The 14,550-nt window shown below is 72.5% G+C and carries 15 protein-coding genes; 10 read left to right on the plus strand and 5 right to left on the minus strand.

Annotated elements, in window-relative coordinates; genetic code table 11:
- Nucleotides 1-51 precede the first annotated feature (51 nt).
- Nucleotides 52-1,875 (minus strand): aKG-HExxH-type peptide beta-hydroxylase, encoded by a 1,824-nt coding sequence (locus tag ACZ6TI_RS11735; protein ID WP_465344944.1) that lies wholly within the window; start codon nucleotides 1,873-1,875, stop codon nucleotides 52-54.
- Nucleotides 1,875-2,060, minus strand: a complete 186-nt coding sequence (gene fxsA, locus ACZ6TI_RS11740; RefSeq protein ID WP_465344945.1) for an FxSxx-COOH cyclophane-containing RiPP peptide — start codon at nucleotides 2,058-2,060, stop codon at nucleotides 1,875-1,877. Before fxsA ends, ACZ6TI_RS11735 begins: the two co-directional genes overlap by 1 nt.
- Before the next feature lie 190 nt (nucleotides 2,061-2,250).
- Here fxsA and ACZ6TI_RS11745 point away from each other — a divergent pair, with 190 nt between their 5' ends.
- Together ACZ6TI_RS11745 and ACZ6TI_RS11750 are read left to right on the plus strand one after the other, a co-directional pair.
- A complete protein-coding gene (locus ACZ6TI_RS11745) occupies nucleotides 2,251-2,751 on the plus strand; it encodes a YbaB/EbfC family nucleoid-associated protein (protein ID WP_465344946.1) in 501 nt (166 codons plus the stop codon).
- A 61-nt stretch (nucleotides 2,752-2,812) separates the two neighbouring features.
- Entirely contained in the window at nucleotides 2,813-3,196 is a 384-nt protein-coding gene (locus ACZ6TI_RS11750) for a hypothetical protein (protein WP_465344947.1), read from the plus strand.
- A 17-nt stretch (nucleotides 3,197-3,213) separates the two neighbouring features.
- Here ACZ6TI_RS11750 and ACZ6TI_RS11755 read toward each other — a convergent pair whose 3' ends face one another.
- Entirely contained in the window at nucleotides 3,214-3,498 is a 285-nt protein-coding gene (locus ACZ6TI_RS11755) for a DUF427 domain-containing protein (RefSeq protein WP_465344948.1), read from the minus strand.
- A 151-nt stretch (nucleotides 3,499-3,649) separates the two neighbouring features.
- On the opposite strand from ACZ6TI_RS11755, the gene ACZ6TI_RS11760 reads away from it, so the two are divergent.
- The 4 genes from ACZ6TI_RS11760 (at nucleotide 3,650) to ACZ6TI_RS11775 (ending at nucleotide 7,550) form a co-directional block, all read left to right on the plus strand.
- Nucleotides 3,650-4,267 carry a hypothetical protein gene (locus ACZ6TI_RS11760; protein WP_465344949.1) on the plus strand — a complete coding sequence of 206 codons (618 nt, stop codon included), beginning with the start codon at nucleotides 3,650-3,652 and terminating at the stop codon, nucleotides 4,265-4,267.
- An 88-nt stretch (nucleotides 4,268-4,355) separates the two neighbouring features.
- Nucleotides 4,356-5,579 (plus strand): hypothetical protein, encoded by a 1,224-nt coding sequence (locus tag ACZ6TI_RS11765; protein ID WP_465344950.1) that lies wholly within the window; start codon nucleotides 4,356-4,358, stop codon nucleotides 5,577-5,579.
- Nucleotides 5,576-7,006, plus strand: coding sequence for a hypothetical protein (locus tag ACZ6TI_RS11770; protein ID WP_465344951.1), 1,431 nt, complete (start codon nucleotides 5,576-5,578; stop codon nucleotides 7,004-7,006). The genes ACZ6TI_RS11765 and ACZ6TI_RS11770 overlap by 4 nt, the downstream gene beginning before the upstream one ends.
- The gene (locus ACZ6TI_RS11775) at nucleotides 6,999-7,550 is read left to right on the plus strand and encodes a WD40 repeat domain-containing protein (protein WP_465344952.1); all 552 of its coding nucleotides are present in this window, start codon (nucleotides 6,999-7,001) and stop codon (nucleotides 7,548-7,550) included. Before ACZ6TI_RS11770 ends, ACZ6TI_RS11775 begins: the two co-directional genes overlap by 8 nt.
- Here ACZ6TI_RS11775 and ACZ6TI_RS11780 read toward each other — a convergent pair.
- Both ACZ6TI_RS11780 and ACZ6TI_RS11785 read right to left on the minus strand, forming a co-directional pair.
- Nucleotides 7,513-8,841 (minus strand): AAA family ATPase, encoded by a 1,329-nt coding sequence (locus ACZ6TI_RS11780; protein WP_465344953.1) that lies wholly within the window; start codon nucleotides 8,839-8,841, stop codon nucleotides 7,513-7,515. The two genes, ACZ6TI_RS11775 and ACZ6TI_RS11780, sit on opposite strands and share 38 nt — an antisense overlap.
- A 56-nt stretch (nucleotides 8,842-8,897) precedes the next feature.
- The gene (locus tag ACZ6TI_RS11785) at nucleotides 8,898-9,530 is read right to left on the minus strand and encodes a hypothetical protein (RefSeq protein ID WP_465344954.1); all 633 of its coding nucleotides are present in this window, start codon (nucleotides 9,528-9,530) and stop codon (nucleotides 8,898-8,900) included.
- Between the two features lie 104 nt (nucleotides 9,531-9,634).
- Between ACZ6TI_RS11785 and ACZ6TI_RS11790 the strand changes: the two genes are divergently transcribed.
- The 4 genes from ACZ6TI_RS11790 (at nucleotide 9,635) to ACZ6TI_RS11805 (ending at nucleotide 14,533) form a co-directional block, all read left to right on the plus strand.
- Entirely contained in the window at nucleotides 9,635-10,477 is an 843-nt protein-coding gene (locus tag ACZ6TI_RS11790; protein ID WP_465344955.1) for a bifunctional DNA primase/polymerase, read from the plus strand.
- A gap of 79 nt (nucleotides 10,478-10,556) precedes the next feature.
- Nucleotides 10,557-11,234, plus strand: a complete 678-nt coding sequence (locus ACZ6TI_RS11795) for an activator of HSP90 ATPase (protein WP_465344956.1) — start codon at nucleotides 10,557-10,559, stop codon at nucleotides 11,232-11,234.
- A gap of 60 nt (nucleotides 11,235-11,294) precedes the next feature.
- Nucleotides 11,295-13,058: a SpoIIE family protein phosphatase gene (locus tag ACZ6TI_RS11800; protein ID WP_465344957.1), complete on the plus strand. Its 1,764-nt coding sequence runs from the start codon at nucleotides 11,295-11,297 to the stop codon at nucleotides 13,056-13,058.
- A 5-nt stretch (nucleotides 13,059-13,063) separates the two neighbouring features.
- On the plus strand, nucleotides 13,064-14,533 hold the full coding sequence (locus tag ACZ6TI_RS11805) for an ADP-ribosylglycohydrolase family protein (protein ID WP_465344958.1): 1,470 nt from the start codon (nucleotides 13,064-13,066) through the stop codon (nucleotides 14,531-14,533).
- Nucleotides 14,534-14,550 lie beyond the last annotated feature (17 nt).

The raw sequence follows: 14,550 nt of genomic DNA on the forward strand, positions 1-14,550 counted from the left end.
CCCCACCTCCTGCGGCACCAGATCGGCCCAGGGGTGGCGCACTTGAGCGCTTCACCGGTTCAAGAAGCGCGCCAACTCGACGAGCGAGGGCCCGCGGCCATCTGGTGGTTCGCCTGAGGTTCGTGCGGGGGGCTGGATCCGGATGGCCTGCCGGAGCGCGACCAGGATCTCGATCTTGTCGACCACGCCGAGGGCCAGGGCGAGGGCGGTCGGATCAAGATCAAATTCAGATTCCGGATACGCGTGCCGGAAAGTCCCGTCATCACCCCGCAGGAGAGCGAGTTCCCAGGCCGTAGCGCGCGTCTCGCGCGCCTGCCCACTCACCCTCGGATCCACCTGGCCGTCCACCCTCGGCTCGCCGGCTTCGCCGACCGGGCTCTGCCCGGCCTCTGCGCTGGTCGCGCTTGCCGCACCCAATCCGCCTTCCGCGCTTGCCGCGCCGTCCGTGCTTACGGCGCTTGCCGCGCCGTGCGCGCCTTCCGAATTTGCCGTGCCTGCCGCGTCGTCCGCGCTTGTCGCGCCTTCGGCGCCTGCAGCGCCTATCGCGCTGGCGGCGGCGGTGGACTCGCGGAGGAGTTGGTGGATCAGGTGGAGGCGGGGGCTGTGCGATAGGGCTCGCCGGCTGTCGAGGATCAGGCGGGATTTCACGGCGGTGGCGGGCTCGCCTCGGCGCCAGGCGTCGGCGAGGGCGGCAATGTCGCGAGGTTCGGGCGCCATGTTGCGCAGCCGCCAGCGTGCGTAGTGATCAGCGTTGGCGACCTCGGCCAGCCGGGCGATCGACAGGCCGGCCGCCGTCGTCGGTGGCTCGGCCAGCCAGGGGGTGACCTCGGCGTGGAGTGCGGTGACGAAGCGGGTGCCGGCCGGGGTCAGGTCTCCCGTGGACAACAGACGATCCGCCGTGGTGGCCACCGCCGCGCGCCAGCGGCAGAACTCGAACGCCGCGATCGGGTCGGCGGTGGCCCGTGACTCGGTGCGCCAGAAGCGGGTCACCGCGAGATAGGCATAGGCGCCGTGCAGCACCCCGGAAGTCGGCCGCGGATCGTCCCGCCAGGGGGAGTAGCCCAGCGCATGCGGCCGGTGGTGCAGGTCGAAGAGGTGGCTGGTCGCGTTCAGCAGGCTGTGGTTGATCTCGTGCAGCAGCCCGACGGCCAGGCTCATCCCATCCGCCGGCGCGGACATCGCCACCGCCCCGAACGCATCCGCCGACGACGCGCTGATCCCGGCCGCCGCGGCGTCGGCCTCGACCGGCACCACGCAGATCAACGCCGAGGAAAGCAGCGCCGCCGCATCCCGATGACGGCCGGCCAGGATCCGCCACGCCTCGGTGAAGCGGGCCTGCCAAAGCTCGAACTCTCGATCATCGAGCGGCCCGGTCGGGGCAAGACCGAGAAGCCCCCGTCGCTCGTCTCGATCTTCGAGTCGCACCTCGATCGCGAGCCCCGCATGCTCGGCGACCAGCGTCCGCGCCTCGCTCACCGACAGCTCAACTATCCCCGAAGGCGCCTCAGCGATGCCGCCCGCCGCGCTCGCGCCGTGGTCGCCTTCCGCGCCGTGGTCGTCCGCCGCGGCATTGATCCCCGCGCCGCCGCCACTTTCCGCCGTGTGGCCGCCGCCGGTCGGTTGCGCGCCGATGGTGCGGAGGGTGTGGGCGGCCCAGGCGCCGAAGAGCGGGTTGGCGATGGCACGCCGGAACGCCGGTGGGTCGGTGCTTTCGAGAGCCGTCAGGGCGGCGTACACGTCAGGGGTTTTGAGGGATCTCGCGAGCAGGAGGTGGCGTCCGAGCTGGGAGCGGCGCAGCTCGTCGACCGTCGCCTGCGACGGGCGGCCCGCGCCCAGCGCGACGAAGGCGGCATCACTGAGCGTGTGCCGGCGCATCAGAGCGCGGAGTTGAAACCGGCGATCGGTTCCTCGGGGTCTGCCAGGTCATCGGTCAGGCGCCGGATGGATCGGGCCAACACGGAGTCCTCGCTGTCGGTGAGCCTGGTCAACTCCGACAGCGACAGTTCGGACACATCGACCATGTCCGACTCCCACTGCGGGGGTGTGTCCTTGCCAATCAAGGCCGCTGCCTCCCTGCCGACCGGGATATTTGCCGACCGGCAACGGTCAATGTATTGCCGCTAGGTTACGGCGCGGTCGCCGGGTCGGGTGACGTCGTGGCGCGCCCACACACCGGGTCCTCGGGGATTGCGGACTCGTGATCTCATAGGACGCCAACACAGGATGAAAATCGGCAACGGAGGACAAACTGTGCTGGGTCCTGATCTGGACGACGCGGAGGAGTGGGTGCGGTCGTGGCACACGCAGGTCTCGGTGGGTCGTTCGGCGGCGACGGCCGCGCTGGCCGACCGGGTCGCCGTGCTGGCCGCGTCGGCCACCGGCGCTGACGGTGCGGTCCGGGTCAGCGTGAACAGCAGCGGGAACGTCACCGCGCTCGGGCTGGACGACCGGGTGCACCGGTTGAGCGGCGCCGATCTGGCTAAGGAGATTCTGCGGACCATGCATCGCGCACAGCACGGGCTGTCCGAAGAGGTGGCCACCGCGATCGACGAGACGGTCGGCGCGGATTCCGAGACCGGCAAGGCGGTGCTGGAGAGCTTCGCGCAGCGGTTCCCCGAGGAGCCCAAGGAGCCGGACGAGCCGGTGATGCCGGCCCCGCCGCCGTTCCCGACCTTTGAAAATCGGCCGACGTTGCCGCACCAGCCGCCCGGCAACGGGTTCGAGAGCGGGCGGGACAGCCGAGCGCGCTGAGCCGCGGACCGTTACGGTCGGTGGGGGATTGTTTTCGTTGGGGGACGAGAGGGGACGAGGAGTGGCGAATCCTCCGCTGCCGAGTCGCGGGCCGGCGCCGCCGGTCGAGCAGATGGACAACGCCGAGCTGGCGCGTCTGGTGGAGTCCGAGCATCCATACCGCGGCAAGGCGCTGTTCGAGCTTTCCGACCGGGTCGGGCACGATGACGACGCCGCGACCAAGGTGGCGATGCTGAGCCGGCTGTCGTCATTGCGGTCCGCGCGGCTCTTCGACCGGGTGTCGTTGGCCTGGTCCGGGATCATCGCGCTGCTCGCGGCCGAGACCGGGCACGCGCGGAGTGTGGCGTACGAAGCGTTCTATGCGTTGGATTCGGCCGAGCAGAAGGACATGCTCGACTACCTCGAGGTGGCCGCGATCGAGGAGGCCCACCCGCGCATGGCGTGAGCGGGCCCCCGCCGGCATCAGACCTCTACCTTGACGTCTTTCCAGAAGGCGACGCGATCGCGCACCGCGGTGGCATCCGGCTTCGGTTCGGGGTAGAACCAGACGGCGTCCGGCGTCACGTGATCACCCGACTCCAGCGTGTAGTAGGAAGCCTTGCCCTTCCACGGGCAGACGGTGTGGGTGTCCGAGGGGCGCAGCACGTCTTCCCGCAGCGAGGAGCGAGGGAAGTACGTCACGCCCTCGACAACCACGGTGTCGCCGCTCTCCGCGATGATCTCGTCGTTCCAGATAGCCTTCGGCATAGCTCGAACGTAGCGCGTACCTGGTCGGTAGGCCGATATGCGCGATTATTCAGCTCCGCGGGGTGAATTGCGGTGCGTCGAGCGGACGTTGCCCGGCTGGTGCGCGAAGATCTAGTGTCGACCCGGCGACCCCCCGACGGAAACGGCCGAGATGACCCGTCAGAGCACCTTGCCCAGCCTCCGTGAGCAGGCACGGCATGCGTTGTTGCTGCTCGGGGTGCCGGTTTCGGCGCGGCTGCTGGTTGAGGTGCACACCGCGTTCTTCGACGGTGATCTGACGGTGCCGGCGATGGTCACGCTGTTGCGCGAGGAGGAGCGCAGGACCACGCCGCGGCCCTATGCGATCTGCCCCGGCCTCAACCCCGACCTCACGGCGGTCCGCGCGACGGTCACCCTCTCGACCTGGGACATTCAAGACCGCTTGGGTACGCCCGCAGTCAACCGCGCCCACCAGCTCGCGGCCACGGTGCGGGTGGCCGAGTTCGCCGCGGCCCGGCAGAGCGCGAGTGCCGGCGCGGCCGCCCTGCTGCGCCGCCTGGCCGCGGAGGTCCCGGGCGGCCCGGAGGCCGTGACCCACGCGACGACGACCCGCGAAGCATCCGCGCTGGCCGAGGTGGCTCGCGAAGCCTTGAACGAGCCGGCCCTGGCCGAGGCAGTCGCATCGGAGGAGCCGATCCGGTCCGAAGCCATCGCCAGAGCCGCGCATCTCGACGAACACCAGCGCCTCTTCGGCATCCCCACAGTGCCCCACCAACGAGGCCGCGCATGACCACCCCGTCCCGCCGGCGTCGTCCCGCCCGACCCGGTCCCACTCAGCGTGGTCTCGCGCAGCGCGTTTTCAGCGGCGGAGGCCGCGCATGACGTCGGTGCTGCCGCGGCAGGTCGATCTTGATCGGCTGCGTGGGGAGACGCCGCGGAAGCGGCACAATGCCCGCACCATCGCCGCCCTGACCGGCAATCCCGGCTGCACCCGGCGTGCCGTGCTGGACGCTGCCGGGGTCGACAAGCCTCGCCTCGCCGAGCGGATCGGTTTCCCCGGCCGCTTCGGCCAGTCGCGGTTCGCGCTGGCCCGGGGCAACGGCTTCGAAGCCATGCTCAAGGCCGACGACGGCGCGCTCCTGCTCGAAGCCCTCGGCTACCCGGCCCTCAAGGTCGGCTACGACGACCTGGGCGCCGACGCCGACGAGACACTCACCGAACGCCACGGCCGCACCCGCGACCTGATCGGCGACGCGGCCGGCGCCGCCCTCATCGACCACCCGCTGCTCACCCTCGAAGTGGCCGGCCAGACCGTCTTCCTCGAACCCGACCTGATCGCCTTCCAGCGCGAGGGCCGCCTGCAGGTCGTCGAGATCAAGTCCTTCGCGATCGTGGACGGACAGGCCGACAGCACCAAGGTCTCCGCCGCGGCCACCCAGGCCGCCGTCTATGTCCTCGCCCTGCGCCACCTCCTCTCCTCGGTCGGCCGGGATCCCGCCCTGGTCAGCCACGAGGTCGTGCTCGTCTGCCCGGAGAACTTCGCCTTCCGCCCGGTCGCCGTCGTGCTCGACGTGCGCAAGCAACTCGCCACCCTGCGCCGCCAGCTCACCCGGATGGCCTCGGTGGACACTCTGGTGGCCGCCCTGCCGCCGGGCCTGTCCTTCGACCTGGCGCTGCCGCCGGAAACCCTGACCACGGGCCTGGCCCAGGTCTCCGCCCGCTATGCCCCCGAATGCCTCTCCGCCTGCGAACTCGCCGCCTTCTGCCGGCACGAATCGGCCGGCGCCACGGCCGCGCTGGGCCGACCGGTGCGCGACGCGCTGGGCGGCATCGAGTCGGTGCCGGAGGTGCTGGCGCTGGCCGGCGGCGCCCGCCCGGCGAGCGAGGACCAGGCCGAGGCCGCGGCGATGCTCCAGGCCGCCGCCCGGCTGCGCGCCGAAGCGCTAGAGGCCGCCGCCGGCCCGGCGCGAGCCATATCGGCACCGGCCCAGGGTGGCCTGGCCCAGGGTGGAACGGCCCAGCGCAGTGCGGGGCCGGACAGTGCGGCGCCGGCCGGATCGGGCGCGACGCTTGCCGGAAGCGGCGGAGCCGGCGCTTCGTGAGCACGCTGACCGCCCTGGCCCGCGCGCAGGCCTTTGCGGCCGGCCGGGCCGAGCCCATCGCCACCGTCCGCCACCTGCACCTGCACGACCGGCCCTTCGTGCTCGTGCCGCTCGCGATGGCCGGCGAGGCGAACGCCCCGCTCGCCGCGATGGCCGGCACCGACCGGTCGTCGCCGGCATTGCTGGTGGTGGCCCAGCCGCGGAACCGCGACCAGCGCTTCGCCTTCGCCGCGTCGCTCGCCGACCTGCTCGTGCCCTACCTGGACTCCTTCACCGGCGTGGCCGAGCCGATCGTCGTCGACCGTGGCCGCGACGTGCGCTATCGCATGGTGGACGCGCCGCAGGTCTGGGTGCCGAACACCGGCGGCGTCGACTTCCTCAAGCTCTTCGGCCGCTCGACGCGCTTTCGGCGGGTGGACGGCGACTATCCGGTGCCGCCCGCCGTGCCGCTGCTCGGGCGCTGGCTCACCTTTCTCGCCCAGTCGGCCGAAGTGCCCGGCGCGTCGCTGCTGCTCAACGCGGTGCAGGCGCTCGGGCTGCACTGGGCCACCGGGCAGAGCAGCGCGGAGGACGCCCAGCTCGCCGCCCTGCTGGCCTGGATCTCCCCGCCGCCGGGAGTGTCCGGCCAGGCCGCCGCGCTCGACGCTGAGGGGCAGGCGGCCGGCCCGGCCACCGACCCCGACTTCGACAACAAGGTGCTCGCCCCGCTGATGGCCGAGAACGACGTCGCCGGCCTCACCGAAGCCCTGCGCGCGGTGTTGCGGCCGACGTGGGACCAGGTCTGGCGGTCGCTCGACCTGCTGCGCGCGTTGACCCCCGGCACGCGGGTGGCCGCCCGCTGGGACAGCGACCGTGACGTCTTCTCCGCCTTCGTCGCGAACATCGAGGAGGGCGGTCCGCCGCAGCCACGTCGCGACGGCGCGGTGGCCGCGGCGGCACGCCTGCACCGCCTGGAGAGCGCCGCCGACCGCTATGCCGTGCAGCGCGCCTTCGACGACCCGCTGGTGATGGCCGAGCACCGGCTGGCCGGCACCGCCTTTGCCGGGGTCGTGACGCTGGCCAACGCCGAGCGCATCGACGACACCGGCAAGCGACCGGTGCTGCGTCCGCGGATCATGGTCGCCACCACCGAGCCCGTGCGCGTCGATGCCGGCGCGACCCTCACCTCGCCGGCCCGGCCGGCGCAGAAGGCCAGGGTCGTCTCGGTCACCGCGACCGCCGCCGGCACCGACGTGCTGCTGGAGCTCTCCGGCGGCATGGGTCGCAAGCTGGTCGCCGAGACCGGCAGCGTGCCGGGCGTGGGCGAGCACCTGCTGCTGACCACATTGTCCGAGGCCTTCCGCCCCGGCGCCGCTTTTCCCGACGCCTCCGAAACACCGTGGACCCACGGCGGCCCTGGTGGCGACAACAGCGTGGTGGTTGAGTGAGGGTGTGTTCGCCGTCACCCTCGACGAGTATCGCTGCGAGAGTCTCGCCTTCAGCCCCGACGCGACCCTCGTCGCCTTCGGCTGCTCGAACGGCATGGTCGGCCTCTGGCGGGTCGGCAGCGATCGGCCGCGCCACTTCCTCCACGACCTCCTGGGCGCACCCGTGCGCGCCGTCGCCTTCTCGCCCGACGGCGCCCTGCTCGCCGAGGCCGGTGGGCGCCATCTGAAGGTGCGCGACGTGCGCACCGGCAAGGTGCTGCTCAAACGCGAGCACCCGGCCGACCTGACCGCGGTGGCGATCGACGACACCAGCACCCTGATCGCCACGGCCTGCGCCGACGGCGTGCTGCGGGTCTGGTCGCGCCGTGGCGCGCTGACCGCGCAGACGCCGGGCGGCTGCACCGAAGCCACCCGCCGCCTGGTCTTCGGCGCGGACGGCCCACAGGTCACTCCGGGCAGCGGGGCGATCGAGACCCGCTCGCCGGACGGCCGCCTGGTCGCCACGGTCACGGCCGCGAGCCTGACGGTGGCCGCGGTCGCCTGATCGCCGCGAGGTGCGCCAGGACCGCCTGGTTGGCCTCCCAGCCGTCCGGGAACTTGACCGGCACGTTGAGATGCACCGGCTCGGTGGACGGGTGCGCGTCGAGCAGGTCGGCGATGCCGGCCCGGGCCACCACCACGCACGCGTTGCGGTGCCGCGAGGTCAGCACGCACAGCCGGCCGGACTCCAGGTGGAAGGCGGTCGCGTCCTGCCGGCCGGACAGTGGGTGCAGCACCACGGTCAGGTCGTACTCCCGGCCCTGCAGTCTGTTGGCCGTGTCGACCGTGATGCCGGCGGCCGACGGTGGCAGGCAGGCCCGGATCGCCGCCGCCTGGTCGCGGTGCGCGGCGCCGATCGCGATCCGCTCGGCGGTCAGCGGACCGCTCTCGGTGGTCCCGTCGCGCTCCAATGCGCGCACCGCCAACCGAGCGCAGGCCGCGGCGGCCTCCGCGTCGGTGCGCACCGTGAAGCGGGCCGGCAACTCGTGCAGACCCCAGCCGGTGCCGGCCGCCGTGTCCAGCACCTCGTCGATCTCGGAGGAGGCCCGCCCGGCGAAGGCCAGCGTGCGATCGCCGGGCCCGGTGCCGGATCGGAAGCCGGTGAAGGGATAGAACGCCTCGGCGACCACCGGCGCCGCCGAAGCGGGCAGCCGCCACGACACCGGCAACCGATGCACCGGCAGCTCCGGGTTGTGCCGCAGCAACACGGCCACCGCGCTCTGCATCGGGTCCCAGGACAGACCGACCCAGCGCTCCACCTCCACGGTGGAGAACGGATCGAGCTGCCCCGGATCGCCCACGAACAGCGCCCGCTCGAAGCGGGACGCCACCCGCAACAGGGCGTCGGACCGCATCTGATAGGCCTCGTCCACGATCGCCCAGGACCACACGCCCTCGGTGACCGTGGCCCATTTCGCCGCCGTGCCGATGGTGATCGCCGGACCAGCCAGGTCGCCCACCTTGGCGCCGACCCGGCAGCTCGGATGCGCCCGCACCCGCTCGGACGCCGCATAACCGACCGCCGACAACCGCCCGACCGGCAGCTCGGGCGACGCCGCACCGAGCCGGGCGATCAGGTCGTCCACCTGCTCATTGGTCTGCGCCACGATCATCAGCGACTCGCCCGCGGCGGCCAGCACGCCCGCCGCGCGGACCACCAGGGTGGACTTTCCGGCGCCGGGTGGCGAGTCGACCACGATGCCGCGATGGTCGCCGCTGCCGAGGTCGGAAAGCACCGCGTCGACGACGTGCGCGGCCGCGGCGGAGGGGCTGGGGGAGAGCGATGCGATGGGCACGGGAGGACGTTATCCGCCGCCCCCGACAGTTCGCGGGAGCCTGTGGACAACTTCCGCTAGCCGGCCCTGACCTCCCAGGTCCCGTACGGGATGGCGCCGATCGGCCCGTACTTCAGATAACCCGAGCCGGTCGGCGCGGCGAAGAACATCCGCCCCGAGCTCTGCTTCCCCTCTGGCACCCGGTCGGGGCTGAGCGTCTGGCATCGGGCGAGGCCGTGGTCGAACCCGGTGACGTCCCGCCCGCCGGTGGAGAGCAGAAAGTAGTTCAGCCCCGCGTCCGCGCTGCCGTGCACCGCCTCGATCGTCACCTCGACACTCAGAAAGCCGGCGTCGCCGACCGCCTCGACCGGCGCGCAGGCGGGGTCGTTGAGGGCCGGCCTGCCGATCGTGACGTGCACCTCGCCGCCGGCCGGGCTGGTCAGCACCAACGTCTCGCCGGCCGTAAGCGCCTGCGGCTCGGGAATGGTCGCGGTCAGGCCGGAGCCGTCGCCGCGCAGGTCGCCGCCGGGCAGCACCTGCTCGCGGGCGCGCATGATCTGGTTCGCCGCGGAGTCGTCGTTCCGGCTGCGCCAGTCGCCCCACAGCCCGATCAGCCCCACGACGATGCCGAGCGCGAGAAACGTGCCGATGGTGCGGCCGGCGATCGTCCAGATCATCACCCTCGTCGACGGCGGCGGTTTCTCCGGCATCGGATCCCACGTCACGAGCAATTGCCTCCCCGTTTGTCCGATCCGCGAGCTTAAGCCATCGATGCCGACTGCACCGTCCCCATTTTTGTCGTACGTTTGTTCTAGTGTTCCTGACCGCGGCACTCGCCTACGCCCGGCACGGCATCCCCGTCCTGCCGGTGCACACCCCTGCCGCGGACGGAGGATGCTCATGTGGCGCAGAGGCCTGCGACCGGCCCGGCAAGCACCCACGCCTGCGCCACGGCCTGACGGACGCGAGCACCGATCCCCGCCGCATCGAGATGTGGTGGCAGCAGTGGCCGGAGGCGAATGTCGGGCTCCGCACCGGCGTGCTGATGGATGTGGCGGACGTCGACTCGATCGAGGGCCGGCACGGGCTGCGCCATCTGCTCGGTGGCGAGCTGCCCGCCGGTCCCCAGGTGCGCACCGGCGGCGGTGGCTGGCACTTCTGGTTCGCCCCGACGGGCTTCGGCAACCGCGTTCGCCTGCTGCCCGGCGTCGACTGGCGCGGCGCCGGGGGTTATGTGGTGGCGCCGCCGTCCCGGCATGCGCGCGGTTCGGCATACTCGTGGGTGGTCCGGCCGGGCCGTGGCCTGCCCGAGGGGCCGGCCGCCCTGCGCGAGCTGATCCGTGGCCCGGCGGTGGTCGAGCCGTTCCGGCCGTCGCGGCCGATCGGCCATCCCGAGCGCTATGCGGAGGTGGCGCTGGCGGCCGCGGCCGAGCGGGTGGCCGGCGCCCCGACCGGCACCCGGAACGACACCCTGAACAGGGCGGCCTTCGCGCTGGGCCGGCTGGTCGGCGCGGGTCTGCTGGAGGCTGTCGACGTGCGCCGCGAGCTCGAGTCGGCGGCGCGGCGCTGCGGTCTGGGCCGGGCCGAGACGCGCCGCACGATCGGATCCGGGTTGAGCGCCGGCGTGCGTTCCCCGATCGACCGCCGCGTCGCCTGACTGCCGCCGAGCGACGCCTGAGCGCCGCCCGGCGACGCGCGGCCATCTCCCGTGGCACGACGGAGACGGGCGGGTCAGGATGGACGGCGTGACCAGAGGATCGAGGTTGAAGCCCTACCACGTCGAGATCACCCTGAGCGTCGGCCGCGACATCGTCTGGGAGGCGGTCACCCAGCCACCGGTGTTGCATCAGTGGTTCGGCTGGGACTACGACGGGCTCGACGCCGAGATCCGGCAGCTCTTCGTCGACCAGGCGGTGTTCGCCGCGCCGGAGCAGATGTCCTGGGCCGACGGCTCATATCTGGAGGTCACCGGCGATGACGACAGCAGTGTCGTGCGCGCGATCCGGGAGGGCGCGCCGCCCGACTACCCGGACGGCTACGACGCGATCGAGGAGGGCTGGAAGGCCTTCCTCACCCAACTTCGATTCCTGCTCGAGCAGCGGCCGGAGGGCCGTCGCCGCACCATCTATCTGACCGGCGAGACCACCGGGCGGCAGGCTCACGAGCTGGTCGACGGCGACTGGCAGCGGGTGGGCAGCAGGGTGGCCTGGGTGGTGGACGGCGACGGGCACCTGATCGTGGCGGCCGGCAACGTGCCGCTGGACTCGGCGGCCGCCGCCGGGATGCAGGTCGTGGTGTCGACATTCGGGCTGGCCGATGACGCCTTCGCCGCCTGCCGCGACGACTGGGCCAAGCGCTGGGCGCCGGTCGCGGACGCCCCAGCGGTCACCACCGCGGACGCCTCGAGCAGCTGATTCGCGGCCACAGATGATCCGGGTAGTGTGTCGCCGACGGGTTCGGCGCGGGGAGGTGCGATGACTGACTCCCTGGCGGAGCCCGCGCGCCTGCGCTCGCTGCACCGGGTGTGCGTCGGCGCGGAGCCTGATCAAGCTTTCGACCGTTTTGCGAGCTTGGTCCGTCGGTTGCTCGACGTCCCGGTCGCCCTCGTGTCGCTGGTGGACGACGAGCGGCAGTTCTTCCCGGGGCAGAGCGGGCTGGCCGAGCCGTGGAGCGGCAAGCGCGAGACGCCGCTGACCCACTCGTTCTGCCAGTGGGTGGTGATCGAGGGCCGCCCCAAGGTCTATCGGGACGCCCGCACCCACCCTCAGGTTCGCGACAACCTCGCCATTCCGGATCTCGGCGTGGCCGCCTATGCGGGCATGCCGCTGACCGACGCCGACGGCCTGGTGCTCGGCTCGCTCTGCGCGATCGACACCGAGCCGCGCGACTGGTCCGAGGCCGAGCTCGACACCCTGCGCGACCTGGCCGCGGCCTGCTCCTCCGAGCTGCGCCTGCGCATCGCCCGCGACATGGCCGACGAGGCGCGGCGCAACGCCGAGGGGGCGCACGACCAGCTCGCCATGCTGGCGGAGCTGACCGAGACCCTGACCGTGACGCTCGACGTGGACGAGGCGCTGCGCCTGCTGGCCACCGCGCTGACGCCGCGGTTCGCCGACTGGTGCATGGTCACCCTGGTCGACGGCGAGGGTCGGCCGCGCCGGGTCGCCGCCGTCCACCACGACTCGGCGCGCTCCGCCGAACTCGAGGAGCTGGCCCAGCTGATGGCCGGTGACCTGCGGCATCACGACTTCCTCAGGCGCGTGATGCGCACCGGTCGACCGGATCGCAACGCCGATGTGATCAGCGACGATGTCGATCCGCGGATCCGCGAGCTCACCCTTCAGCTCGGCTACCGCGGTCACCTCACCACACCGATCAACGCGCCGATCACCCAGCGCGTGCTCGGCGCGATCACCCTGGTCAAGGGGCCGGGTCGGGTCGTCTTCTCGGAGGCGGACGAGCGCACCGCGATGGACATCGGCCGCCGGGCCGGGCTGGCCATCGACAACAGCCGGCTCTACCGCAGGCAGCGGCACGTCGCGGAGGTGCTGCAGCACAGCCTGCTGACCGAGTTGCCCGAGATCGACGGTCTCGAGTTGCACGCCCGCTACCTCCCGGCCCAGGACGGCGCGGCGGTCGGCGGCGACTGGTACGACGCGTTCGCCCAGCCGGACGGCTCGGTGATGCTCGCCGTCGGCGACGTGACCGGCCACGACATCGAGGCCGCGGCCACGATGGGCCAGTTGCGCAACCTGGTGCGCGGCGACGCGTACGGCCGCGATGACGAACCGGGGACGCTGCTCACTCAGCTGGACCGGGCGATCCGGGGGCTGGCGATGCCGGCCACCGCGAGCATCGTGCTGACCAAGGTCACCCGGGCGGCGCAGGGCTGGTCGGCGAGCTTCGCCAATGCCGGGCATCCGCCGCCGCTGCTGTTGCGGCCGGACGGCGAGGTCGAGGTGTGGTGGGAGACGCCGGCGCCGCTGCTCGGCCTCACGAAGCCGCGCGATCGGGTCAGCCACCGCCGTCCGGTGCCGGCCGGATCGACCCTGCTGCTCTACACGGACGGGCTGGTGGAGATTCCGGGCCGGGTGCTCGACGACGGCATCGACACCATTGTGGACGTGCTGCGCGGCCAGGCCGCGGTGCCCGGCGAGGAGCTCTGCGAGCGGCTGATCTCGGCCGCCGCCCGGCGCGCCGACGACATCGCCTTCCTGCTGATCCGGATGACACCCTAAACGCCATGGTGCTGGATGCGATGCGGTCGGATCGGGCGGCCGGGGTGCTGCTGGGCGCGGCCTGCGGGGATGCGCTCGGGGTGCCCTATGAGTTCGGCACGATCGCGCTGATCGGCGAGCCGCGCATGCTCGGCGGCGGGCTGGGCGATTATGCGCCGGGGGAGTACAGCGACGACACCCAGATGGCGGTCTGCATCGCGGAGGTCGCGGCGTCCGGTGTGGATCTGCGGTCGGCGGCGGCCCTGGATCGGATCGCGGCCAACTTCCTGCGGTGGCGGGACGCGGGCGCCACGGACATCGGCGTGCAGACGCGGCAGGTGCTGGGCAAGGTGCGGGGGCGGGCCACGGACGGGCTGGGTGCGGCGATGACCGCCGCGGCCACCGAGATGCACGCGGAGACCGGGCGGTCGGCCGGGAACGGATCGCTGATGCGGACGGGCGCGGTCGTCATGGCATACCTGGAGGATCCGGCGGGGTTGGCCGAGGCGGCCCGCGCGGTCAGCGCGCTCACGCACCATGACGCCCTGGCGGGCGACGGGTGCGTGCTCTGGTGCGAAGGGATCCGGCAGGCCGTTCTGCACGGTCACTTCGATGGGGTACGCGCGGGGCTCGCGTCGATTCCGGCGGACCGCCGAGCCCGATGGTCGGCCTGGCTGGACGAGGCCGAGCAGCATCCGCCGGAGCACTTCCCGAACAACGGCTTCGTCGTCACGGCCCTGCAGGCTGCCTGGTCGGCGATCGTCCGGACCCCGGTGCCGGCGAAGGATCCGGCTTCCGGCAGTTTCGCGTGCGGCCATTTCCGGGAAGCGTTGTTCGCGGCGGTGCGGGCCGGCAACGACACCGACACGGTCGCGGCGATCGCGGGCGCACTGCTCGGTGCGCGCTGGGGCGCATCCGGCATCCCGCTGGACTGGCAGCGCATCGCGCACGGCTGGGAGAACAACCGCGCGGCCGATCTGATCCGGCTGAGCCTGCTGACGTCCAGCGGCGGCGCCCCCGACGCGGTCGGGTGGCCGGGCTGCGACGCGATGAGGTCACCGCTCGACCGGCCGTTGCTGCTGGCGCACCCGGATGACGACGGCGTGCTGCTGGGCAATCTGCTGACCGACCTGGCCGGGTCCGGAGTGGACGCGGTGGTCTCGTTGTGCCGGGTCGGGCGACGGCAGTTCGACGGCATCGCGGCCGGCGACCAGGTGCAGGTGTGGCTGGTCGATCAGCCGGGCGCGAATGCGAACGTCGCCTTCGCGGTCGACGAGGCGGCGCGCATGGTGGCGACCCTGCGCGCCGAGGGGCGCCGGGTGCTGCTGCACTGCGCCGCCGGGCAGAGCCGCACGCCGGCCGTCGCCGCGCGGTACGCGATGCTGCGCACCGGCCGGAGCGGTGAGTCGGCCCTGACCGGCATGCGCGAAACGCTGGCGTCGCACGGCTACCACGTGAACACCGAGCTGGCCGGAGTGGTCGCGGCGTTCGGCTGAGTTATCCACAGTGCGGA

This window comes from Actinoplanes sp. NPDC051388, from assembly GCF_055586225.1.